This is a genomic window from Nonomuraea sp. NPDC005730 (genome assembly GCF_040630865.1).
Lineage (GTDB): Bacteria > Actinomycetota > Actinomycetes > Streptosporangiales > Streptosporangiaceae > Nonomuraea.
In genome coordinates this window covers 64,189-86,034 of sequence record NZ_JBEXYK010000006.1, presented here as the reverse complement: position 1 = coordinate 86,034, position 21,846 = coordinate 64,189, and the positions used below count along the sequence as shown (strand labels likewise).

20 protein-coding genes are annotated in these 21,846 nt (G+C 71.5%); 17 read left to right on the top strand and 3 right to left on the bottom strand.

Annotated features, from left to right (window positions below):
* The first annotated feature begins 1 nt into the window (after position 1).
* From ABZ444_RS11550 to ABZ444_RS11530, 5 genes are read left to right on the top strand one after another with little or no spacing between them, the layout of a single operon-like run.
* Positions 2 to 1,255 (top strand): ABC transporter substrate-binding protein, encoded by a 1,254-nt coding sequence (locus ABZ444_RS11550; RefSeq protein ID WP_357994868.1) that lies wholly within the window; start codon positions 2 to 4, stop codon positions 1,253 to 1,255.
* Positions 1,252 to 2,181, top strand: coding sequence for a sugar ABC transporter permease (locus ABZ444_RS11545; RefSeq protein WP_357994867.1), 930 nt, complete (start codon positions 1,252 to 1,254; stop codon positions 2,179 to 2,181). The genes ABZ444_RS11550 and ABZ444_RS11545 overlap by 4 nt, the downstream gene beginning before the upstream one ends.
* Positions 2,178 to 2,978 (top strand): carbohydrate ABC transporter permease, encoded by an 801-nt coding sequence (locus ABZ444_RS11540; protein WP_357978733.1) that lies wholly within the window; start codon positions 2,178 to 2,180, stop codon positions 2,976 to 2,978. The genes ABZ444_RS11545 and ABZ444_RS11540 overlap by 4 nt, the downstream gene beginning before the upstream one ends.
* Positions 2,975 to 4,297 carry a M28 family peptidase gene (locus ABZ444_RS11535; protein WP_357994866.1) on the top strand — a complete coding sequence of 441 codons (1,323 nt, stop codon included), beginning with the start codon at positions 2,975 to 2,977 and terminating at the stop codon, positions 4,295 to 4,297. Before ABZ444_RS11540 ends, ABZ444_RS11535 begins: the two co-directional genes overlap by 4 nt.
* Complete coding sequence (locus ABZ444_RS11530) at positions 4,282 to 5,652, top strand: carboxylesterase family protein (protein ID WP_357994865.1); 1,371 nt, start codon at positions 4,282 to 4,284, stop codon at positions 5,650 to 5,652. Before ABZ444_RS11535 ends, ABZ444_RS11530 begins: the two co-directional genes overlap by 16 nt.
* Positions 5,653 to 5,683: 31 nt before the next feature.
* On the opposite strand, the gene ABZ444_RS11525 is transcribed toward ABZ444_RS11530, so the two are convergent.
* Entirely contained in the window at positions 5,684 to 6,529 is an 846-nt protein-coding gene (locus ABZ444_RS11525; protein WP_357994864.1) for an NAD(P)H-binding protein, read from the bottom strand.
* A 103-nt stretch (positions 6,530 to 6,632) separates the two neighbouring features.
* Here ABZ444_RS11525 and ABZ444_RS11520 point away from each other — a divergent pair, with 103 nt between their 5' ends.
* The gene (locus ABZ444_RS11520; RefSeq protein ID WP_357994863.1) at positions 6,633 to 7,640 is read left to right on the top strand and encodes a WYL domain-containing protein; all 1,008 of its coding nucleotides are present in this window, start codon (positions 6,633 to 6,635) and stop codon (positions 7,638 to 7,640) included.
* Between the two features lie 129 nt (positions 7,641 to 7,769).
* Entirely contained in the window at positions 7,770 to 8,594 is an 825-nt protein-coding gene (locus tag ABZ444_RS11515) for a hypothetical protein (protein WP_357994862.1), read from the top strand.
* Positions 8,595 to 8,651: 57 nt separating this feature from the next.
* On the opposite strand, the gene ABZ444_RS11510 is transcribed toward ABZ444_RS11515, so the two are convergent.
* On the bottom strand, positions 8,652 to 9,044 hold the full coding sequence (locus ABZ444_RS11510) for a hypothetical protein (protein WP_357994861.1): 393 nt from the start codon (positions 9,042 to 9,044) through the stop codon (positions 8,652 to 8,654).
* Positions 9,045 to 9,427: 383 nt separating this feature from the next.
* Between ABZ444_RS11510 and ABZ444_RS11505 the strand changes: the two genes are divergently transcribed.
* The 6 genes from ABZ444_RS11505 (at position 9,428) to ABZ444_RS11480 (ending at position 16,150) form a co-directional block, all read left to right on the top strand.
* Positions 9,428 to 11,071, top strand: coding sequence for a chitobiase/beta-hexosaminidase C-terminal domain-containing protein (locus tag ABZ444_RS11505; RefSeq protein ID WP_357994860.1), 1,644 nt, complete (start codon positions 9,428 to 9,430; stop codon positions 11,069 to 11,071).
* A gap of 137 nt (positions 11,072 to 11,208) precedes the next feature.
* Positions 11,209 to 12,216, top strand: a complete 1,008-nt coding sequence (locus ABZ444_RS11500) for a DUF4236 domain-containing protein (RefSeq protein WP_357994859.1) — start codon at positions 11,209 to 11,211, stop codon at positions 12,214 to 12,216.
* Between the two features lie 71 nt (positions 12,217 to 12,287).
* The gene (locus tag ABZ444_RS11495) at positions 12,288 to 12,731 is read left to right on the top strand and encodes a hypothetical protein (protein WP_357994858.1); all 444 of its coding nucleotides are present in this window, start codon (positions 12,288 to 12,290) and stop codon (positions 12,729 to 12,731) included.
* Between the two features lie 108 nt (positions 12,732 to 12,839).
* Complete coding sequence (locus ABZ444_RS11490; RefSeq protein ID WP_357994857.1) at positions 12,840 to 13,970, top strand: histidine kinase; 1,131 nt, start codon at positions 12,840 to 12,842, stop codon at positions 13,968 to 13,970.
* Between the two features lie 5 nt (positions 13,971 to 13,975).
* The gene (locus tag ABZ444_RS11485) at positions 13,976 to 14,662 is read left to right on the top strand and encodes a response regulator transcription factor (RefSeq protein WP_357994856.1); all 687 of its coding nucleotides are present in this window, start codon (positions 13,976 to 13,978) and stop codon (positions 14,660 to 14,662) included.
* A gap of 36 nt (positions 14,663 to 14,698) precedes the next feature.
* Positions 14,699 to 16,150 carry a hypothetical protein gene (locus tag ABZ444_RS11480; RefSeq protein ID WP_357994855.1) on the top strand — a complete coding sequence of 484 codons (1,452 nt, stop codon included), beginning with the start codon at positions 14,699 to 14,701 and terminating at the stop codon, positions 16,148 to 16,150.
* On the opposite strand, the gene ABZ444_RS11475 is transcribed toward ABZ444_RS11480, so the two are convergent.
* Complete coding sequence (locus tag ABZ444_RS11475; RefSeq protein ID WP_357994854.1) at positions 16,098 to 17,096, bottom strand: Lrp/AsnC family transcriptional regulator; 999 nt, start codon at positions 17,094 to 17,096, stop codon at positions 16,098 to 16,100. The genes ABZ444_RS11480 and ABZ444_RS11475 overlap by 53 nt on opposite strands.
* Before the next feature lie 184 nt (positions 17,097 to 17,280).
* On the opposite strand from ABZ444_RS11475, the gene ABZ444_RS11470 reads away from it, so the two are divergent.
* The 4 genes from ABZ444_RS11470 (at position 17,281) to ABZ444_RS11455 (ending at position 21,842) form a co-directional block, all read left to right on the top strand.
* Positions 17,281 to 18,693, top strand: coding sequence for an alanine racemase (locus tag ABZ444_RS11470; protein WP_357994853.1), 1,413 nt, complete (start codon positions 17,281 to 17,283; stop codon positions 18,691 to 18,693).
* Positions 18,690 to 19,136, top strand: coding sequence for a VOC family protein (locus ABZ444_RS11465; protein WP_357978706.1), 447 nt, complete (start codon positions 18,690 to 18,692; stop codon positions 19,134 to 19,136). The genes ABZ444_RS11470 and ABZ444_RS11465 overlap by 4 nt, the downstream gene beginning before the upstream one ends.
* Positions 19,137 to 19,328: 192 nt before the next feature.
* On the top strand, positions 19,329 to 20,147 hold the full coding sequence (locus tag ABZ444_RS11460) for a GNAT family N-acetyltransferase (protein WP_357994852.1): 819 nt from the start codon (positions 19,329 to 19,331) through the stop codon (positions 20,145 to 20,147).
* A 159-nt stretch (positions 20,148 to 20,306) separates the two neighbouring features.
* Entirely contained in the window at positions 20,307 to 21,842 is a 1,536-nt protein-coding gene (locus ABZ444_RS11455) for a long-chain fatty acid--CoA ligase (protein WP_357994851.1), read from the top strand.
* Positions 21,843 to 21,846: the final 4 nt, after the last annotated feature.

The window sequence follows — 21,846 nt, the reverse complement described above, 5'->3', positions numbered from 1 at the left end:
CATGGCGGATCTGACGCGGCGTGGGCTCCTCGCCGCCGGCGCGCTCACCCTGCTCGCCGGATGCGGCAAGGACCAGCCCCGGCAGCAGGCCGCGGCCGCCGGGCCGCACGGCGAGGTCACCGTCTGGCTGCACGGCTCGCAGGACACCGGCCAGCAGTTCCAGGAGCTCGTGCACCGCTACATCGCCGAGTTCAAGGTCGACGTCAAGCTGCTCTACCTGCCCGTGGGCCAGCTCGACGCCAAACTGCTGACCGCCTTCAGCGGCGGCGCCCCGCCCGACGTCTTCAAGATCGGCCACTGGAGCTTCCCCGCCCACGCCAAGAAGCAGCGGCTCGCCCCCGTCGACACCAAGGCCCTCCCCTTGGGGAACTACGAGCCGGGCACGACCACCCCGCTCACCTACCAGGACGTGCCCTACGGCGTGCCCATCGACTTCAACCCCTGCCTGCTCTACTACCGCAAGGACCGGTTCGAGCAGGCCGGGCTCGACCCCGACAAGCCCCCGGCGACCTGGGAGGAGGTCGCCGAGTACAGCGCCAAGCTGACCTCGGCCGACCGGGCGCGGGTCGGCCTGCAGTGGCTCTACGGCGATCCCCAGTGGGCCCTCATGACGCTGACCGCCCTCGTCCGCGGCAAGGGCGGCGAGCTCGTCGCGGCGGGCGGCGGCAAGGCGTCGCTGGCCACCGAGCAGGGCATCGCCGCCCTGACCTACATGTCGGGTCTCGGCAACCCCAAGCTCTCCAACCCGCTGGGCGCGCTCGGCCTGTTCTACTCGGGCCAGGCCGCCATGGTCGTCAGCGGCGCCTTTCTCGGCCCCGCGCTGGAGAAGCTGGGCAAGGACAAGCTCACCTTCGGCAAGCAGTACGGCGTCGCGCCCATGCCCACCTGGGCCGGCGGGCCGTCCGTCGTCCCCGCCTACACGTGGGGCTGGGGCGTGGCCAAGGACTCGCCCAACCAGTTCACCGCCTGGCACCTGGTCAACTACCTCCAGGGCGCCCCGTCGGTGGCCGCCAACCTCGACAACGGCATCATCATCCCGACCAAGGGCTGGCGCGAGGCCGGGCCGCGCGGCAAGTCCGAGATCATGCAGATCGTCGCCGACAGCCTGCCGCACGTCGACTTCGGCCCGATCATCCCCGGCGCGCTCGAACTGGCCAAGGCCGCGTCCGGCGCCGTCGACTCCGTCGCCCACGGCAAGGCGACCCCGGCCCAGGCCGCGGCGACCTTCGACGCCACCGTGCGACCGGTCCTGTGAGCGTGCTCGGCGCCCGGCCCGGCGGAGTGTCCGGCGGGCTGCTCGGCGGGGTGCTCGGCGGGGTCAGGGCCCGGCCGCAGGCCGCGGCGGGCGTGGCGCTGACCCTTCCGGTGGCCGTCTTCTTCGTGGTGTTCTGGCTGGTCCCGTTCCTGTCCGCGATCTATCTCAGCTTCACCGACTACGAGATGGCCGGGACGCCCAACTGGATCGGCCTGGACAACTACGAGCGCATGTTCGCCGACCCCGGCTTCCTCAACTCGGCGTGGATCACCGTCGTCTACACGGTCTGCACGGTCGTCCCGACGATCGTGCTGGCCCTGCTGGTGGCCGTGCCACTGAGCAGGCCGGGACGGCTCAACCGCTGGCTCAGGGCGCTCGTCATGATCCCGGCCGTGATGCCGCTCGCCGCCACGTCCATGGTCTGGGTGATCATCTACTCCGACCGCGGCCTGGCCAACACCCTCCTCGGCCTGGCCGGGATCCCCCCGCAGTCCTGGCTGACCAGCTCCGGCCTGGCCATCTGGGCCCTGGTCGTGATGGTCGTCTGGAAGAGCATGGGGCTGTTCGTGATCATCCTGACCGCCGGCCTGCAGGCGCTGCCCGGCGAGGTGTACGAGGCCGCCGCCATCGACGGCTCGGGGCCGGTGACCACGTTCACCCGCATCACGCTCCCGCTGCTGCGCAGGACGCTGCTGTTCGTCCTGGTCATCTCGGTCGCCGGATCGATGCAGGCGTTCGTGCCCGCGTTCCTGCTCACCGGCGGCGGGCCCGCCGACGCCACCCAGGTGCTGCCGTACTACATCTGGGCCAACGCCTTCCCCTACGAGCACATGGGCTACGCCGCCGCCATGGGCATGGTGCTGCTGGTCGCCATGGTGATCGTCTCGGCGCTGCAGTTCGCGTTCCTGAAGGGCGGCGACGAATGAGGGTGCTGCGCGCCGTCTGGCTGATCGTCGCGGTCGGGTTCATGCTGCTGCCGGTCTACGCCATGCTCGTCGTCGCCTCGGCGCCCGACGACACCGACCTGCGCGGGCTGGTCTTCAACGGCTTCCACCTGCCCGAGAACATCGGGGCGCTGTTCGGCGCGGGCAACCTGCCCACGTACCTGCGCAACAGCCTGATCCTGTGCGTCGGCACCGGCGTCCTGGACGTGATCTTCTCGGCCGCCGCCGGGCACGCCATGGCCCACCTGTCCTTCCCCGGCCGCCGCGTCCTGTTCGCGCTGGTGGTCGGCACGCTCGCGCTCACCCCGATGGTCATGGTCATCCCGGTCTTCCTCATCGTGAAGGAGCTCGGCTGGGTCAACACGTTCCAGGGCATGATGGTGCCGGGCATGATCAGCGCGTTCGGCGTCTTCCTGGTGCGCCAGTTCGCCCTCGGCATCCCGAAGGAGCTGCTGCTGGCCGCGCGGGTCGACGGCGCGGGGGAGTTCCGCATCTTCGCGCGCATCGCCGTGCCGCTGCTGCGGCCCGCGCTCATCACCCTGTTCCTGGTGCACTTCCTGGCGCAGTGGGACAACCTGCTGTGGCCGCTGATCGTGGCCAACGAGCAGGAGCTGTGGCCGCTGCCGGTGGGGCTGGCCAACTTCCAGAGCGAGGTCGGCGTCACCTACCACCTGACCACCACCGCGGCGCTGGTCACCGCCGTGCCGCCGTTCGTCCTCATGGTCGCGCTGCAGCGCTACTACGTGGCGGGGCTCACCTTCGGAGGGCTGAAACGATGATCCCGGACCTGATCCCCGGCGCCGCGCTGATGATGGAGTGGATCGGGACGGTCACCGCGCGCGGCGTCCGGCGTCCCGGCTACCCGGCCGACGACTGGACCGCCGCGTGGGCCGCCGGGCGTCTCACCGAGTTCGGGCTGCGCGACGTACGGCTCGCGCCGGTCGAGCTGCCCGTCTGGCGGCCGGTGACGGCGTCCCTGGTGGTGCGCCTGGACGCCGACCCGTCGCGGGTCGTGCGGGTGGCGGCGTCCGCGCTGCCGTACACCACGCCGAAGGCGACCGTGACCGCGCCGGTCAGCCGCGAGGTCGTGCCGGGCGCGATCGTCGTGCCCGAGTACGCCTTCACCGAGCTGCCGCAGTCCTACGTCAGGGACCTGGCGACGGCCGTGCACGACCCGGAGGGCGTCTTCGACGACCTGGTCCAGACGCTGCCGTTCCAGCTCGACTACCTGGACGTGCTCCAGGGCGTGATCGACGGCGGCGCCGCCGCGTTCGCGGGCGCGCTGACCGGGGTGCCGTGGGAGACCCGCGACTACTACGTGCCCTACGACGCCGTGCACCGCGACCTGCCGGCCGTCTGGTTGTCGGGCGGCGACTCGCGTCGGGTGCTCGACCTGGTCGACGCGGGCCCCTGCACGGGCACGCTCACCGTCGAGTCGGAGACCGGCCCGGCCGTCTCGCACAACGTGATCGGCACGCTTCCCGGCCGCTCCGACCAGTGGGTGATCATCGGCTCGCACCACGACGCGCCCTGGGCCTCGGCCGTCGAGGACGCCTCGGGGATCGCATTGGTGCTGGCCGCCGCCCGGTACTGGGCGGGCGTGCCCGAGCGGGACCGGCCGCACAACCTGCTCTTCCTGCTGACCGCGGGGCACATGGCGCACGCCGCCGGTACCCGGGCCTTCATCGAGCAGCACCGCGGCCTGCTCGGCGACGTCGTGCTCCAGCTCCACCTGGAGCACGCCGCCCGGCGGTGCGTGGTCGTGGACGGCGAGCTGGTCCCCACCGGCGACCCCGAACCCGGCTGGTGGTTCACCACCCGGAAGCCGGAGCTGGAGAGCCTGGTGGCGGGGGCCCTCGTCGCGGAGGACCTGAGACGCTCGTTCGTGCTGCCGCCGGACGCCTTCTCCCCCATGCCGCCCACCGACGGGGCCTTCTTCCACCCCGAAGGGGTGCCGCTGGTGCACTTCCTGTCGGCTCCCATGTACCTGTTCGACTCGGCCGACACCCTCGACAAGGTTGACGAGGACGGCCTCGAACCGCTCACCCGGGCGGCCGTCAGAATCGTCGAAGGGACGGCCGGATGGCGTCGCGCATGATCGTCCGTACCACGTCCGGGCTGGTCGAGGGCAGGGCGGAGGAGGGCGGCCTGGCCTTCCTCGGCGTGCCGTACGCCGCCCCGCCCTTCGGCGAGCACCGCTTCGGCGCGCCCGTCCCGCCACCGCCGTGGGACGGCGTGCGGCCCGCCGTCACGCGCGGCCCCGCCGCCCCGCAGGCGGCCGGTGCGGACATCGGCCTGTACGCGCCCGACGTCTTCGAGACCGGCGAGGACTGCCTCAACCTCGACGTGCGCACCCCCGGCACCGGCGAGACGGGGCTGCCCGTCCTGGTCTGGATCCACGGCGGCGCGTTCTCCATCGGCGGCAACGGGGCGGCCTGGCACCAGGGCCACCGCTTCGCCCGCGACGGCGTGGTGTGCGTGGCCGTCAACTACCGGCTCGGCTTCGAGGGCTTCCTGGCCCTGGAGGACGCCCCGCTCAACCGGGGCGTGCTCGACTGGCTGGCCGCGCTGGAGTGGGTGCGCGACAACATCTCGGCCTTCGGCGGCGACCCCGGCAACGTGACGATCGCCGGGCAGTCGGCGGGCGCCGCGGCCGTCGCGACCCTGCTCACCATGCCCCGCGCCGAAGGGCTGTTCCGGCGCGCGATCGTGATGAGCGGCTCGGCCACCCTGGTCGCCGGCGAGCAGGAGGCGCGCGACCACGCCAGAGCGCTCGCCGCCCGCCTGGGGATCGCCCCGACCAGGGCGTCCTTCGCCGCGCTGCCCCCCGAGGCGCTCGTCGCCGCACAACCGCCGCCGCTGACCGGCGGCTCCGGCGGGCTGAACGATTCGGTGCCGGTCAAGCCGGTCGTCGACGGCGACCTGATCCCGGCCGTCCCGCTGGACGCCCTGCGGGCGGGCGCGGGCGGGCACCTTCCGCTGCTGGTCGGCTGCACGTCCCAGGAGGCCGACGTGTTCGTCCGCGGCCTGGCCGCCGGGCTCGACGAGGCCGCCGCGCGGGCGGCGCTCGACCACCTCGGCGTCCAGGTGGACGAACCCGGCCTCACCCCGGCCGAGCGGGTCGGACGCGCCGTCACCCGGCACCTGTTCACCCGCGAGACGCACTGGATCCGCGAGGCCAGGCCCGCCTACGCCTACGAGTTCCGGTGGGAGTCGCCCGTCGAGAGCCCGGCCGGCGGCGGACGCGTGGGCGCGGTGCACAACCTCGACCTGCCCTTCGTCTTCGACGTGCTGGACGCGCCCGGCGTCGCCCGCACGGCGGGACCGGGCGCGCCGCAGGCGCTGGCCGACGTGATGCACGCCGCCTGGGTGCGCTTCGCCCGCACCGGCGACCCGGGCTGGCCGCTCGACGACACCATGATCTTCGACGAACCCCTCGTCCGGAGGCCGTGACCTGCCCGGCGGTGGCGGGTCCTCGCCGGCGTCAGCCGGCCGTGAAGTCCGCGCGGTGGTCGGCGACCCATTCCGCGAGCGTGCGGCCCGGCCGTCCGGTCACCGCGGTGACCGGACGCGGGACGTCGGGGACGGTGAGGGTGTCGTGCCAGTGGTCGAGCAGCATCTTCATCACGGGCTCGGGGATGAACCGCCCGGTCTCGGCACGGAACTCCGCCGGCGTGATCTCCACCAGCGGGATCTCCCGTCCCAGGGTCTCGCCGATGATCGCCACCTGTTCGGCGCGGGTCAGGGCCCGCGGGCCGGTGAGCGGGATCGCCGTCCCCACGTGATCGTCGGAGAGCAGGGTCTCGGCGGCGGCCTCGGCGATGTCGTACTCGTGGATCGGGGCCTGCGCCGACGCGAGGTAGGGCGCCCGGATCGGTGCGCCGGAGCGGATCTGCCCGGCCCAGGAGAGCAGGTTGCCGGCGAACGTGCCGGGACGCAGGATCGTCCAGGCATCGGCGCGTGAGGTCACGGCGGACTCGACCGCCGTGTGATGCAGCTGGCTCGCCGAGCCGTGGTCGCGCCGGAACTCCTTCGCGGCGGCGAGGGAGGACAACACGGTGAAGCGGTGGACGCCGCGGGCGGTGGCCGCGGCGACGAACGCCTCCACGCCCTGGGCGGGGAAGACGAAGGCACGATCGACATCGGCGAACACCTCCGGCCCGAGCGTGGTGGCGTCGGCCAGGTCTCCGGCCACCACCTCGACCGCGGCCGGCAGGCCCGCGTCGTCGGGCTTGCGGGTCAGCGCGCGGACGGCGGCGCCGCGGGCGAGCAGGGTCGTGACAAGGTGACGGCCGACGGCGCCGGTCGCGCCGGTGACAAGGATGCTCAAGGTGACTCACCTCAGGGAAGTGGTGCCGGTCCGTCCGGCCCGAACTCCAACCTAGGGAGGGTTTAGGGCATTTTCTGTCCACTTCCTACTAGGCTCGGCGGATATGCCGGAACAGACCACGACCGGGCGGGCCCTGCGCCTGCTGGAGCTGCTGCAGGCCCGCCGATCCTGGAGCGGCGGCGAGCTCGCCGGCCGCCTCGGCGTCGACGGCCGCACGCTCCGGCGGGACGTCGAGCGGCTGCGGCGCCTCGGCTACCACGTCGAGGCGCGTCGCGGCCCCGACGGCGGCTACCGGCTGTCCACGGGCAGCGACCTGCCGCCGCTGGTGTTCACCCCGGACGAGGCGCTCGCCGTGGCCGCCGCCCTGGCCTCGTCGGCCGCCAGCGGCGCCGCCGGCGGCGGCGAGGTCGCGCTCACCGCCCTGGCCAAGATGGAGCAGGTCATGCCCCCCGCGGTGCGCCGGCGGGTGCGGGCGCTGCGCTCCTCGGTCGCCTTCGGCGGCACGCCGAACGCCGTGGCCGGCGCCTATCCGGCGCCGCTGAACGCCGGCGTGCTGGCGGTCCTGGCGCTGGCCTGCCGGGACGCCGAGCGGGTCCGGCTGCGCGTGATGAGCACGGAGGGGGCCGACACCGGACGGGAGTCCCCGTGCCACGTCGAGCCCGCCGCCCTGGTGCCCCGGCAGACCCGGTGGTTCCTCGTCTGCCGCGACCTCGACCGCGGCTGGCGGGTGTTGCGCGTCGACCGGATCACGGGGGCATCGGCGACGGGCGTGCGCTTCGAGCCGGAGGAGGTCCCCGGGGGCGACCCGGTCGCGTTCGTCACCAGCCGGCTCGGCGCTCCGCCCCGCCGGCACGCGGCGACGATCCTGATCCACGCCCCGATCGAGCAGGTGCAGGCGTACATGGGCGGCTTCGCCACGGACTTCGCCCCGACGACGACCGCCACCGGCCAGGCGGCGACACACTGGCGCATCGCGGACGTACGCCTCGAGGTCCTCGCCGGCGGCCTGCTCTGGGTGCGATGGCCCTTCGAGGTGGTCGACTCTCCCGAGCTCGCCGCCCTCCTCCGGGACCGCGCCGCGGCCTTCGCCCACGCCGCGGACCCGCGCTGAGGTCTGTCGCCCACGACGCGGCGGCCTGACGCCCGGCTCGGGCGTCCGTCGTGACGGCGTTGAGATCTTCCTGCGCGATGATCTTCCACGCCCTCCGTTCCGGACGGCATGCGACCGAGAGGGGAGCGTATGAGCAAGGGGCGATGGACGATCGGGTCGGCTCTCGTGCTGACGGCCTCGATCTCGATCTTCGGCCCGCGCGCCGAAGCGGTCACCCGTCCCGGTCCGGTCGAGGCGCTGAAGCGGCAGCTCCTCGGTCATGACGGGGTTCGGGAGACTTCGGTGTACCGGAGTGTCTGGGGGCCGAACAAGGATCGTTCGACCAGCCGATCGCGGTCCGTCCACGAGTTCGGTGGCGGGCGGATCGCGGCCACGGACACCAGCTTCCCGAAGTCCTCGTCCGAGAGTGCCTCCCGGGCCATCTTCTTCCCTGATCGCGCGTACGGCTGGGAGTCCGACCGGCCCGACTACCTGCCCGCGGGGAAGTCGTGGATCCTGACGACCGGGAAGAACGACCTCTCCCTGGACTGCGGGAAGATCAGGCTGAGCGATCCTGCCACCCTCCGGCACGTGCTGGCCACCACCACGGCCAAGAGGGCCGCCGGCGTCTACGACGGCACCCGCACCACCCTCTACGAGGGCAGCACCACCATCGGCGAATTGTTCAAGCTGAACCCGCGCCTGTGGGTGGCCGACTTGGACAAGCCCACAGGACGGTATGCCAGCTACACCAGGTTGCCCGTGAAGTGGCGGCTGTGGCTCGGCGCCGACCAGCTCGTCCGCAGGTGCCAGACGCGCTATGACGAGCCCGATTCCCTCTGGAACGTCAAGGACCGCCAAGTCACGACCGCCGACGTGCGGTTCTCCGGCTGGGGCGACCCGATCGACATCAAGCCGCCTCCCGCCGAACTCGTGGCGACGCGCGACGAACTGGTCTTCCCCGACGAGGACTGACCGGTGAGCGGGCAATCCCGTGGGGCGAGGCCCCACCCGCGGCCTTCCGTGGTCGGGTCATGCCGGAGGCGTCCAGATGCGGCTGCGGAGATCGGCGCCGCGGATCACCTGGACGCGCCAGGGTTCCAGGCGGAGGACGTGCAGCGCGGGGTCGGCGGGCGAGCGCCAGAACGCCCCGAGGTCATAACCGGCCCCGCGCGGGCTGGTCGCCCGGTAGAGGTCCCAGACGTGGCGCTTGGTCGCCAGGTCGTCGTCCCAGGCGGCCGTGGCCTCGATGGCGACCGAGCTGTTGCCGGGCTTCCAGTACGAGAAGGAGGTGTGCGGGGACGGTTCCTGGCGTCGACGGTGACCATCGTGGCGTACCGGATGGCACCGACGTAGGCGTTGAACTCGCTCTCGATCTCGGCGAAGGACGTGGTCATCGACGGCACTCCTGACGACTTCTGCCATGGTTCTCTTCGGTCACCAAGGATCTTGCGTCACCAAGCGAAGACCGCGGAAGACGGCACTTCGAAGGCACTGGGTTACCGCCAGGGAACCGATCCTGACCAGGCCCGCAGATCCGTCACGAGGTCGTAGATCCACATGCGGAACGTCCGCTCTGGGAAATGCAGGCCGAGATCATCCAACGGAACAGGGCCCTTCGCCTCTTTCGGCCGGGAGCCGCTCCAGGGGCTCTCGGCGGGCGGGAGGTGCACTTCTTACCTTCCAGGTCGCGCGAACTTCATGCAGGTCGCCGTTTCCGTACACCTGGGTGCTCCAGGTTCAAGTCGTTGACCTTTGAAGCACGTGTCGCGGCGCGCAGCGCGCCGCGACAAGATCGGGAGCACCACATGCGACATGCCGACTTCACCGTTCGCCGAGAACCGGCTGTCCGGCGCAACATCGCAGCAGTCTCGGTCGGCATCGGTCTGGGGCTGTTCCCGCTGGCACACAGCGCGTCGGCCGTCCCGAACGGGACGCCGCAGGCCCCGGCGTTCAGTGTCGATGGCGGTCGGTACGAGCAGGCGGTGTCCGTCGAGCTGCGGGCCAGGCAGGGCGAGACGATCCGCTACACCACCGACGGCAGCATTCCCACGAAGAGCAGCCCGACCTTCGCCGGCAAGCCCATCCGCATCACCGAGGACACGAATCTGACGGCACGCGCCTTCAAGGGCAACCAGGCCGGCGCCGTCAAGTCCGAGGGGTACCTCATTCGCGAGGGAGAGCAGCCGATCGCCCGCATGATGATCGTCTCGGACGTTCACATCGGCGACTACGAGGCCGACCGCCACCGCTGGTCGTCCTACTTCGACACCATCGCGGCGGTCACGGGCACCCCGGACGCCATCCTCTCCAACGGCGACATGATCAACGACAACGGGGACGGCCGCGGCAAGGACCACCAGTTGACCGCGCGCATCTTCAAGGAGAATCTCGTACGCAAGGGCATGAACGCGACCCAGGTCTTCATGTCGTACGGAAACCACGACGCGACCCTGGCCGAGCTCCGTGCGGGCTACCCCAAGGAGTGGTTCCCCGACTCCGGCGACGGCTACTACCGCACGGACATCAAGGGTGTCCCGATGATCACGGTCAACACCGAGAACTACTCCCCGGCCCAGGCCACCTGGCTGCGTGAACAACTCGGCCAGATCTCCGCGGACCCCGCCTACCGCGACCTGCCGATCATCGTCCAGGGACACCGTCCGGCTCCGGGAACCGTGATGGACGGACAGCAGACCAGCAACCCGCGCCTGACCGAGGATCTGTCGAAGTTCCCGCGCGCCGTCTACTTCTCGGGCCACTCGCACCTGAACGTGAACGACCCGCGCTCGATCCACCAGAAGAACTTCACCGCGGTCAACGACGGCAGCTCGTCGTACATCGAGATCGACCACGGATACCAGATGCTCGACGCGGAAGGGCAGCTGGCCAATCGCTTCGAGACCCCCACCGCCCAGGGGCTGGCCGTCGAGGTCTACCGGGGCCGCACCGTCGTCAACCGCATCAACCTCAACGCCGACCTCCACGACATCTACACCGGCGGGAAGTGGTCGGCGAACTGGAAGCCGCCGTTCCAGAGCGACGGGACACTGGCCGGCAAGCCCTGGGAGATCAGGACGGCCGGCGGCGACGCCCAGGTCGTGCAGAACTTCACCCACACCGACGCCAACCGCAACCGCACGGCCCCGGCCTGGACGTCCCAGCACCCGCTGACGGCCCGGACCGGCAAGGACGGCCGGCTTGCGCTGCGCGTCGAACAGGCCGAGGACGACGAGTTGGTGTACCACTACAAGGTGCGCGTCACCCGCGCCGACAACGGCGCCGAGGTGCTCAACACCAAGGTCGCGAACCGCTTCGACGTGGTGCCCGCCGCCGCCACCATGGACGTTCCGGTCCCGGTCCAGCGTGACGGCGCGAAGTACCGCGCGGAGGTCGTCGCGGTCGACGCGCAGGGCAACCAGTCGCCTGTCGCCGTGGACGTGCTGAAGTAGTACTTTGCCCCCGTTATCGACCGGACACGGTCGATAACGGGGCTTTGTTGGAAAGCCTGATGGCCCGCCGCGCCGGCGCGGACGTCTCCATCGCCCGGCGCAGGTAACGGGGACCCGGGGCCGGGGGATTCCCCATCGTGGGTTTCTATGTGCGTACCAGCCTCAGGGTTGGACCGTTCCGTTTCACCCTCAGCCAGGCCGGATTGGGGGTATCGACCGGAATCCCGGGCCTTCGGGCGGGGATGAGCCCTCGTGGCAACGTCGTCCGTATGGGACGTGGCGCGATCTCCTACCGCACCACCGCGCCCGAGCGTGACGTGGTCATGCACGACGTCGTCAGCCTGGTCCCGGCCCGGCCGAGCGACGTCGTCCAGCAGTTGCGGAAGGCCGCCGGACGCCGGCCGTACTGGCCGTTCGCCCTGGCCGCGCTGCTCCTCGCGGGGCCGGCGACGGGACGCTTCGGCCTGGTCGTCATCGCCGTCGGGCTGCCCGGCGTGCTGTGGGTGGCGCTGCGCGACCGGGCGGCTCGCGCGGTGGTCGTCATGTACGACGTGACCGACGAGGCCGCCCGGCGCTTCGATCACCTCGTCAGCTCGATCACCGGCCTCCAGCGGGCCCGCGGGTTCTGGCTGATCACCGCGTCCGGCGCGATCACCAGCACCTACCAGTTCAAGGTGAACGCCGGCGCCTCCAGTCTGCTGCGCAGGCTGAACGCCTCGGCCCGGTTGGCGGGACCGCGGATCCTGATCACCAACGTCGCCGTCCCGACCCTGACCGCGGGCAGCCTGTCGGTGCACTTCCTCCCCGACCGTGTCCTGTTCCGTGACGGCCGCCACGTCGCCGACCTGGCCTATCAGCACCTCCAGGTCGCCATGGAACACGCGCGCTTCATCGAAGGAGGCCCGGTGCCACGCGACGGCACGGTCGTGGACTCCACCTGGCGCTACGTCAACGTCAACGGCGGCCCCGACCGCCGTTTCAAGAACAACGCCCGCCTGCCCGTCCTGCGGTACGGCAGGCTCACCCTCCGCAGCCACAGCGGTCTCAACCTCGTCTGGGACGTCTCCCAGGCCCCGCTCGTCCACGCGGTGGCGAGCGCCCTCCACCAGTGCACCGCCGCCCGCCCACCCATGATCCACCCATGATCCACCCCTGAGGAGCTCCGCCGAGGTCGTTGAGGAAGAGCGCCTGAGCTGGAGTGAATAGACTTGTCGTCATGTTCGACGACAAAACGCAGGAGACCCTGCGGCGCCTGCTGGACCTCGCCGAACACCCCTCCACCCCGGACGCCGAGCGGGCGCTGGCATTCGTACGGATTCGCGCCCTGGTGGCCGTGCCGGCCGGCGACAGCCGCCGCAGGGCGCCCGTGGCCGGCATGGACGCCCAACTGCTCACCAAGCTGCGGCCGCTGCTGCGGCACGTGGACGAGGACCTGGTCGACGAGGTGCACGGCGACCTGCACTCCTTCGGCATCCGCTACCGGCTGGTCTCGGAGGTCGCCGGCCAGCTGGCCCACATCCTCGACCTGCGCTCCCGCCTCGCCCCCGACAAACGACACCGCCACGACGACGGCGTACGCCAGACGGCGGCCAGGCTGACCTACCTCCTGGAGCGCTCCGACGGCTTCCGCACCTCCCGCTGGCGCAGCAGACGAAGCTGACCCGCCCGCCCCCGAGAAGCGGACCGCCGGCCGGTCTCAAGGAGTTCGCGCATGTCAGCAGCACCGTTGGATTCTGCTCCGTCGCCACCGGGACCCCATGGGGAGCGAATGACCGGCGCGGGTCGCGCCGGCGGGGTTCTGACGCTCTGGGCTGCCAGGTTCTCCGGTCCGCGGGGCGACGTCGCGGTCGCGGCGGTCACCACCGTGGCCACCCTCGGTCCGCTGCTGGTGCCCGGTCCGAAGGCATGGTGGATCGTCGCCCTGGGCGCGCTCGCCTCCGCGCCCGTCTACTGGCGCAGGCGCGCGCCCATGGCCGTGGCGCTGTTCGTCGGCGCCGCGATGACCGTCATGGTCTTCTGGGAGAAGCCGTTCCTCCCGTTCGGCCCGCTGGTCGCCGTCTACACCATCGCCGACGTCAGTCCCACGTGGAAGCGCCTGGCCGCGATCCCGGCGATCGCCGTCATCGTCGGCGTCTCCCTGGCGCTGCCGGGGGAGGACAGCGAGATCTTCCGCCTGATCGGCACCGCCTTCGTGGCCGCCTACGCGCTGGGCACCAGCGCCCGCGCGAACCGGTCACGTACCGCGGAACTGGCCGAACGGGCCCGTCGCCGTGAACAGGAGCACATCGCCGCGGTGGCGGAGGAACGGGCGCGGATCGCTCGTGACATGCACGACATCATCACGCACGCCGTCGGGCTGATGGTCGTTCAGGCCGAGGCCGGGCCCGTGGTCGTACGGAGCGACGCGCCCCGGGCCGAGGCCGTCTTCGACGCGATCGCCGACACCGGCAGGGGAGCGCTCACCGAGCTGCGCGGCCTGCTCACCGCGCTGCGCGCGTCGGACGTTCCGGCCGGGGAGGATTTCGGGCCCGCCCAGCCGAGCCTGGACGGACTCGCCTCACTGGCCGGACGCAGCGGCCTGGACGTGGTCATGACGGTGGAAGGCGAGCGACGGCGGATGTCGGGCAGCCTGGAAGCCGCCGTCTACCGGATCGTCCAGGAAGCCCTCACCAACGTGCGCAAACACGCCGGGGTGCGCAACGTACGGCTGCGACTGCGCTGGACCGCGGGGGAACTGCTCGTCGAGATCGCCGACGAGGGCGGCGGGTCACGTCGCGACGGCGGCGGCTACGGCCTGACAGGCATGCGGGAACGGGCGACCGCGTACGGCGGGACACTCACCGCGGGACCGGGACAGGACGGCGGATTCCTTGTCAGAGCCGTCTTTCCGCTTGAATAGCGCGCATGCTGCGCGTGCTCATCGCCGACGACCAGGATCTCTTCCGCGCCGGGTTCGGCCTGATCCTCGGTGCTCAGCCGGACATGCTGGTGGTGGGCGAGGCGGCGGACGGTGACGAAGCGATCGCGCTGGCCGAGCGGCTGCGTCCGGACGTGGTCCTGATGGACGTGCGGATGCCGGGCAGGAACGGCATCGAGGCCACCAGGGAGATCTGCGCGACCACCGCCGCCAAGGTGCTCGTCCTGACCATGTTCGACCTGGACGAGTACGTCTACGACGCCGTCCGCGCGGGCGCCAGCGGCTTCCTGCTCAAGGACATCCGCCGCGACGAGCTGGCGCACGCGGTGCGCACCGTGGCCGCCGGTGAGGCGTTGCTGGCGCCCGCCGCCACCCGCAGGCTGCTGGAGAACCTGGTCAGACGGCCGGCTCACGGCCCGATGCCGCGGCTGGCGGGACGGTTGGAGGCGCTCACCGAGCGGGAGCGCGAAACGCTCAGGCTGGTCGCCCGCGGACTGTCCAACGCCGAGATCGCCGCCGCGCTCGTGGTCACCGAGCACACGGTCAAGACGCACGTCAGCCGCATCCTGACCAAGCTGGACCTGCGGGATCGGGTGCAGGCGGCGGTGTTCGCCTACGAATGCGGCCTCGTGGTCGCCGGTGAGAGTGACATCGGAGATCACACTCACGACTGACGCGCCACCAGGGTGGCCGCGAGCAGCATCGTGGCCATGAAACGTGTCCTGATCGCGCTCGCCGCGGCCCTCGCCTCGGCTGTCCTGCTGCACTTCGGCACCGGCCTGCACCCCGTGGCCTGGCTGACGTGGCTCGCCCCCTTGCCCGTGCTGCTCGCCGCCCCCCGGGTGGGAGGAGGCTCGGCCTTCGCCGCGGGCGCCCTCGCCTGGCTCGGCGGCCAGCTGCAGTGGTGGCCGTACTTCACCGGGACGCTGGAGACGCCCGTCCCGGTGGCGGCCGGCCTGCTCGCCGGGCCGGCGCTGCTGTACGGCCTCGGCGTGCTGCTGCACCGTTCGCTGCTGGCCAGGCGGCGGCCGCTGTCGGCCGTGCTCGCCGTACCGGCGCTGTGGGTCGGCGTCGAGTACCTGATGGCGCTGGCCGGACCGCACGGCGCCTGGTGGAGCCTGGCCTACACGCAGGCCGACGTGCTGCCCGTCCTGCAGACGGCCTCCGTCGCCGGCGTCTGGGGGATCACCTTCCTGCTCCTGCTCGTGCCCGCCGCCCTGGCCGCGCTTCTCGCGCCGGGCGCGACCCGCCGGCTCTCTGTCGCGGTGACCGCGGGCGCGATGGTGGCGCTGGCCCTGGCGTACGGCTTCGCGCGGCTCGGCACCGGCCAGGACGGCGGGCGGCACCGCGAGGTCGCGCTGATCTCCACCGACAACCCACGCGACACCGCGGAGCTGGACTCACCGCAGGGGCGCGACCTGCTCCGGCGCTACCGCCGGGCCGTCGACGCGGCCGCCGCCCGCGGTGCCGAGATCGCCGTGCTGCCGGAGAAGACGTTCGGGACGGCCACCGCCCGCTTGCCGCTGGCCAGGCCGGGAATGACGGTCGTCGCCGGCGTCGCGCTCGGCACCGGCGCGACGCGGACCAACAGCGCGCTGGCCTACCCGTCCGGGGCCCGCTACGACAAACACCACATGATTCCCGGGCTGGAGTCGGAGTTCACGCCCGGAAGCACGCTGACCTTGCTCGGCCCGTCCACCACGGGCCTGATCGTCTGCAAGGACCTCGACTTCCCCTGGCTGGTACGGCAGTACCGCCAGGCCGGCGCGACAGCGCTGCTCGCCCCCGCCTGGGACTTCGACGACGACGCCTGGCTGCACAGCCGCATGGCGATGGTCCGCGGGGTGGAGAGCGGGTTGTCGGTGGCGCGCGCGGCCCGCCAGGGCCTTCTCACGGTGAGCGACACCCGGGGACGGGTGCTGGCCGAAGGCCGCAGCGGCATGCCCGGCGTGAACACGGTCTTCGCGACGCTGCCGCGGCAGGGCGCCTCGACCGTCTACACCGGCCTGGGCGACTGGGCCGCCTGGTCCTCGGTCGCGATGCTGCTCATCGGACTCGCCAGGCTCCGCAGCCGCCGCTCCGCACAGGATGCCCGTACGGTCCAGCCGTCTACGGGCGGGCCGGCCGGCGGTGCGCCAGTCCGGGCGGCCAGGGGTATCTGACCTTGAAGATGGACAGGAAGATCAGGGTCTCGACGCCGCGCACGCCCGGGATCGTGCGAATCCGGGCGGTCACCAGCCGGTGGAGGTGCTCCTCGTCCATGTAGCTGACCTCCGCCATCAGGTCGAATCCGCCTGCGGTGGCCATCAGCCACTCGACCTCGTCCACCCGCGTGATCGCCGCCGCGATCACGTCCAGGTCACCCTCGCAGTGCAGGCCGATGGCGGCGCGGCGCAGAGGCCCCGCCGAGCTCGGATTGACGATGGCCGCGACCTTGATGACGCCCGTGTCGATGAGGCGGGCCACCCGCTGCCTGGTCGGCGCGAGAGTGAGCCCGACCGCCTCGGCGATGCGGCCATAGGTCCGCCGGCCGTCCTGCTGCAGCTCGGCGATGATCCGCCGGTCGATCTCGTCGAGCGTAACCTCCTCCCCGTCGTCGGTCAGCACCGGCAGGACCGGGGGGCACCGCCGGGCGCCGGTCGTCTCGTCCGGTATGCGCCGGCCTGATCCGGGTGGCCAGGAGTACGCGGCCTTGAACAGGTTGAGGTAGAGGAGGGTCTCGACGTCGCGGACCCCGGGGATCACGCGGATCCGGTCGGTGAGCAGGCTGTACAGGTGCTGCTCGTCCACGCACCGTAGCTCGGCGATCAGGTCGTAGCGGCCCGCGGTGGCGACCAGCCAGTCGACCTCGTCCACCCGTGCGATCGCCGCGGAGATCGCGTCCAGGTCGCCCGCGCAGCGCAGCCCGACCGCGACCCGCAGCCGGCATCCGAAGGCGCCCGGGTTGGTGATGGCCACGATCTCGATCAAATTGGACCTGGTCAGACGGGCCACACGTTGCCGGGTGGGCGCCTCGGTGAGCCCGACCGCCTCGGCGATGCGGCCATAGGTCCGCCGGCCGTCCTGCTGCAGCTCGGCGATGATCCGCCGGTCGATCTCGTCCAGCACGGGCCGATCTCGTGGTTCACGGCTGTCGGGTGGTGCATCGGTCACCCCGCAATCGAAGCATGGAGGCGACTCGCACACCACATCGCTGGCGACGGTAGTTGTCTCAGCTAAAAGACTGTGCCCTTGTAGAACTTCTGTGGAGAATTAGTTGCTTGTCCAGTCGTGGCCAACTATTTTCACAAGCATGAGCGAATCCTACGACGACGAGGCGGTGGCGCTGTCGGACGGCATGCTCCGCCGGGAGTCCGGCCGTCTGCTGATCGAGGAGGTGCCGGTGGACGTCCTGGTCGAGAGGTTCCCCGCGCCGCTGTTCGTGGTTTCCGAGTCCGCCTTGCGCCGGCGGGTCCGCCGCATCCGCGCCGCCTTCGAGCGGGTCTGGCGCCATGGTGAGGTGCTGGTGCTTCCGGCGGTCAAGGCCAACCCCGTGCTCGCGCTGCAACGGGTGCTCGCGCAGGAGGGGTGCGGCGCCGACCTGGTCGGAGCCGGCGAGCTGGAGGTCGCGGTCAGGGCCGGCATCGACCCCGGCCGGATCTCACTCAACGGCACCGCCAAGGACCGCGCCACGATCGAGCGGGCCGTCGCGCTCGGCGTCCGCGTCACCGTCGACGACGTACGGGAGATCGAACTCGCGGTGATCGCGGCCCGCGCCCTCGGCAAGCAGGCCGACGTACGGGTGCGGCTGCGGCCCCACTTCGAGACCGACGCCCGCATGGACTCCTTCGGCGTGTCGATCAACGACATCTACGGCACCTACAAGTCGGGCCTGCCCTACGACGACCTGGCCGAGGCCGGCCGCGCCTTGACCGCCCCCGAGCTACGGGTGAGCGGCGTGATGATGCACATGGGCCGCTACACCACCGACCTGTCCGTCATCGGCGGGTACAGCAGGCGGTTCGGTGAGCTGACCGCGGAGGTGTCGGAACTGTGGGGCGGCTGGACGCCGCGCACCATAGACGTCGGTGGCGGATTCGCGCCGCCGGTCGACGGGTTCGGCCGGGCGAATCCGGACTTCGTTCCACCAGACCCGCCGTCGATCGAACGCCATGCCGAGGTCGTCTGCGAGAACCTGGGCAAGGGCCTGGCGTCGGGCGGCGTCGACCTCGAAGGCTGCGTCCTGGAGGTCGAGCCCGGCCGCGCGCTGTTCGGGCCCTGCGGCATCCACGTGGCGACCCTGCTCAACGTGAAGCGGCAGACCCGGCCCTTCCCGTTCACCTGGTACGAGACGGACACCACGCAACTGTTCCTGTCGGAGATCCCCGACGAGGCCGGTCGCCCGCCGGTGATCCCCGTGCACCTTCCCGAGACGGGCGACCGCGCCGAAGTCCGCGTCGTCGGCCGCTCCTGCATGTCGGACGTGCTCGCCCGCACCGCCACGCTGCCCGCCATGAGCCCCGGCGACCTGCTGGCCTTCTGCTTCACCGGCGCCTACAACGACGCGAACGCCAGCAACCTCAACCTGCTGCCCAGGCCGGCCACGGTGCTGGTGAACGGCACACACGCCCACCTGGTACGGCGGGCCGAGAGCATCGACGACCTGCTCGCCCGCGACACCGTCCCCGACCACCTCCACCACCCCGCGACAGGAGCCGCCCGATGAACGCCACCCCCACCCTCGACCACGCCGGACTCACCTGCGCCGACCTGTCCGCCTCCCTCACCTTCTACCGCGACCTGCTCGGCATGCCCCTGCTCGAGACGGGCGAGGCGCAGGGCCGCGCCGCGGGCATCGAGGGCGCCTGGCTCGCCTATGCCATGCTCGACGCCGGCCGCGGCCAGATGATCGAGCTGCTGGAGTACCGTGAAGCCGGCACCGCCTCGACCGCGCCGCCGGTCAACAGCCCCGGGGGCGGGCACGTCGCCCTGGGCGTCCAGGACCTCGACCTGGTGCTCGCCCGCCTCGCCGAGGCCGGCTTCCATCCGCTCACCGCGACGCCGGTCACCATGTCCGCCCCCGAACTGGGCCGCTGGGACGGCGCGAGGCTGGTGTACGTCCTCGACCCCGACCGCCATGTGATCGAACTGGTCCAGTTCGCCGCCTAAGCGCCCCGCCAGCTCCGCCGCGGCCATGGGTCACGCCCATGCTGCAGGTCGCTCCCAACGCAATGTGTTGCGCGCGCCAGGCTCGCCTCTGTTGACCCGTGGCCCTGGCCTGCTCGGCTTGTCCCGCGTCGACGGATCCAGCCAGTACGTCCGGGGCCGGGGCGGGGTGGCCGACGGAGTAGGTTCTCGCCTGTGACTGATATCCGACTTCTCGATCCAGCGGAACTGCCCCTGTGCCAGCGGCTCGAAAGCGATCGCCAGTGGTCCACCGACGAGGCCAAATGGCGGCTGATGTTCGAGGCGGGCGAGGTGTACGCCATCGACGCGGCCGACGGCGACGGTCTGGCCGGGTGCGTGGTGGTGACCCGCCACGGTGACTCGCTGGCCGACGTCGGCATGATGCTGGTCGCCGGCAGGTATGGCAGGCAGGGGCTCGGTACGCGGCTGATGGAGCACGCCCTGCAAGTCGCCGGGGACCGCATCGTGGAGCTGACCGCGACCCGGTTCGGGCGCCCCGTCTACGAGCGGCTGGGCTTCCGACCCACCGGCAGCCTGACGATCACCATGGGCCCGATGGAGGGGGCGGCGTGGTCGTCCGGAGTTCGCGCGGCGACACCGGAGGACCACGCCGCGCTCCTCGAACTGGACGCCGAGGTCACCGGCGCCGACCGGAGCAAGGCACTGACCGCGCTGCTGGCCACGGCCGAGCGCACGGTCGTCACCGACGGCGGCTTCGCCGTGGCCTGGAACGCCGGCCCCCACCGCGTCATCGGCCCCGTCGTCGCACCCTCGGAGGAAGCGGCCCGCGAGCTGATCCTGGCCGCCGCTCACGGCTCCGACCGCGACGTGCGGATCGACCTGCTGGACGCCTACCCGGGCCTGCGCCCGTGGCTCACCAAGCTGGGGCCCACGGAAGGGCCCGCGGCCCTGCCGACGATGGTCCACGGCGCCCGCCCCCACCCGGGCGACCGTGGGCGATACGTCGCACCCATCCTCATCTCGATGGGCTGACCGGGCATCGGACCGGCCGCCGCCCTGATCGTCGAGGGCTCGGGGCCGCCGTGTTCCGGCGCCCGCAGCGGGAGAGGAGTCGGCACGTTCGTACAAGTGCTGCCGTGATCCACCGGAGCATCCTGGAGACGGACGACGCGTTCCCACGAGAGGGGCACGATGCTCAATCTGTCGATCGTTCTGGAGGACAGCGCCCGCAACGCGCCGGACCGTACCGCCCTGGTCCTCGGTGATCTGCGCCTGTCGTACGCCGTGGTGGACTCCGTCGCGAACCAGGTGGCCAACCTGCTGGTGGCGCGGGGGATCGGCAGGGGCGACAAGGTGGCGCTGCTCTGCCCGAACCTCCCCTACTTCCCGTTCGTGTACTTCGGCATTCTCAAGGCCGGGGCGACCGTGGTCCCGCTCAGCGTGCTGCTGCAGCCGCGCGAGATCACCTACCACCTGACCGACAGCGACGCCAAGGCACTCTTCTGCTTCGAGGGCACCGATGAGCTGCCGATGGGGGCGCGCGGGCGGGAGGGGTTCGACGGCACGCAGGGGTGTGAGCACTTCTTCGTCCTGCCCGCCACGCCGCTGGCCACCGAGTCGGAGTACGGCGAGTCGCTCTGGGCGGCGCTGGGCGGCATGCCCGGGGAGTTCGAGACCGCCCGAACCGGGCCGGAGGACGTCGCGGCCATCCTCTACACCTCCGGCACCACCGGCCGGCCCAAGGGCGCCGAGCTCACCCACGCGAACCTGCTGATCAACGCCATCGTCAGCGACCAGATGTTCCCCGCCGATCCCGAGGGGGACGTCTCGCTCGCCGTACTGCCGCTCTTCCACTCCTTCGGCCAGACCTCGGTGATGAACGTGAGCCTGCGCCGCCGCGCCACCCTGGTGCTCCTGCCGCGCTTCGAGCCCGGCCAGGCGCTGGAGCTCATGCGCAGGGAGAAGGTGACCATGTTCGCCGGGGTGCCGACCATGTACTGGGCGATGCTGTCGAAGATTCACGCGGAGGGGGCCGAGGTGCCCCCGACGCTGCAGGTGGCGGTGTCGGGGGCGGCCGCCTGCCCGGTCGAGGTGCTCAAGGATTTCGAGGCCACGTTCGGCATCCCGATCCTGGAGGGTTACGGCCTGTCGGAGACGTCGCCCGCGGCCTGCTTCAACCAGCTCAGCCGGCCCACCAGGCCCGGCACCATCGGCTTCCCCCTCTGGGGGGTGGAGATGCGGCTGGTGGACAGCGACTGGAACACCGTCCAGGGCGAGGGGCCCGGCGAGATCGCCATCCGCGGTCACAACGTCATGAAGGGCTACCACGGGCGGCCCGAGGAGACCGCGGAGGTCCTGCGGGACGGCTGGTTCCGTACCGGCGACATCGCCACCCGCGACCAGGACGGTTACTACGCCATCGTCGACCGCACCAAGGACATGATCATCCGGGGTGGGTTCAACGTCTACCCGCGCGAGGTGGAGGAGGTGCTGATGACGCACCCGGCGGTCTCGCTGGTGGCGGTGGTCGGCGTGCCGCACGGCTCGTACGGGGAGGAGGTCAAGGCGTACGTCGTCCCGTCGGCCGGGGCGACGGCGAGTGAGAGCGAGCTCGTCGCCTGGTGCCGGGAGAACATGGCGGCCTACAAGTACCCGCGGACCATCGAGTTCCGTGAGAGCCTGCCGATGACCGCGACCGGCAAGATCCTCAAGCGCGAGTTGCGCTAGGCAC